Annotated in this window: 1 protein-coding gene; it reads left to right on the top strand. The window is 41.8% G+C overall.

Annotated elements, in window-relative coordinates; translation table 11 throughout:
* Positions 1–1,513: RHS domain-containing protein (locus R7Q38_RS23210; protein ID WP_318114436.1), on the top strand; the 1,513-nt coding region annotated here is incomplete at both ends.

The following is a 1,513-nucleotide window of genomic DNA, read 5'->3' as shown; positions in this document are numbered from 1 at the left end:
TTTCCTATGATGATTACGGACGCCGCACATCGATAAGATATTTCAACGACGAAGACAAAGTCGGTTACAGTGAAGAGTACGCTTATGACGAGTTTAGTCGTGTTGCACAGATACACACACCAGAAGGTGTCACGTCTTATCAATGGGGAGCTTTGGCTCAACAAGAAGCGGTAATCTTCCCTGATGGCAGCCATATTTCCTACGAGTACGATCAACAACGTAACCTAACGAAATTAGTTCGAAGTGATGGTCTAGCGTTTGAGTTTTTGTACGACAGTGAAGGTTTACTATCAGGTACCGTGGGATTTGATGGGCTACACAGCCAATTCAAATACGACTCTATGGGAAGAATCATCCGAAAAGATGTTGCAGATAGGACCGTTTTATACCGCTATGACGATGCTGGCTTTCTTCAGCATATTAAAGCGGGAAATGGAAAAAATATTGTTGAGAATCACTTTAACTATACGTTAGGTGGAAGACTGACTTTAGCCTCTAATCGTCATCAAACTCTACAGTATCAATATTCCTCATTTGGACATTTAACTAAGCGTATTCAAGGGCAATTTGAAATCGGTGAAGAGTTTAACCGAGTCGGACAGCGTGTTTCGCAAACCTTACCAGACAAGACGTCACTTAACTTTTCATACGACACCAATGGTAGGCTTTCCGAAATCCGGTTTAGCGATGACTCATTACCAAAAATTGAGTTCCAATATGATGTTATGGGGAGGCTTTCTGTCACTGAAACTGAGAGTTTCAGAGAGAGCAAACTTTATGACGGTGTCGGTCGATTAGTCGAGCAGCAATGGTCAGGTAGAGAAAAAAAATACATATACAATGCACAGAACCGAATCTCTTCAATTTTAGATAATACTGCAGGGGCAACTCACTATCAGTACGATACCCTCGGGCACGTTACAAAGGTTAGAGAAGCAGGTTCGACTTCAACATTTGAATCAGATAGCTTTGGAAATCCCGCTTTGGCTGATTCTAAGGTAATGAGTGACCGCATTGAAGCTTATGCAGGTGTTCGTTACAAATACGACCAACAAGGTAATCAAGTTAAACGAGAAGGCGATGGCACGGTTCAAAAACGTGTGTTTGACGCATTAAATCAACTGGTAGAAGTACATGGTGATTCGAGTATTAGTCACTATGAATATGATGCATTAGGCCGTAGAACAAAGAAAATTACTCAAAATGGTATCACCGAGTTTCTTTGGGAAGGTGAGCGTTTGCTCGGAGAACGCACGGCCGATGGCTTTCGTTGGTACTTATATCAACCAGAAACCTACATCCCATTGGCTGTGTTAGAAAATGGCTCAATTTATTTGTATGAATGTGATCAGGTTGGTAAACCGGAACGACTAAAAGACAGTGCCGGAAATATCGTTTGGAGTGCAAGTTATGATGTCCATGGATTTGCTTCTATAGACGTTGAAGAGGTGAGAAATCCACTGCGTTTTCAGGGACAGTATTTCGACCAAGAAACCAACTTACATTACAACCT

Origin of the sequence: Vibrio sp. Vb0598 (assembly GCF_033338935.1) — a bacterium.
Classification (GTDB): Bacteria; Pseudomonadota; Gammaproteobacteria; order Enterobacterales; family Vibrionaceae; genus Vibrio; species Vibrio alginolyticus.
The sequence above is the reverse complement of the archived record's forward strand: the minus strand, read 5'-3'. Positions and strand labels throughout refer to the sequence as shown.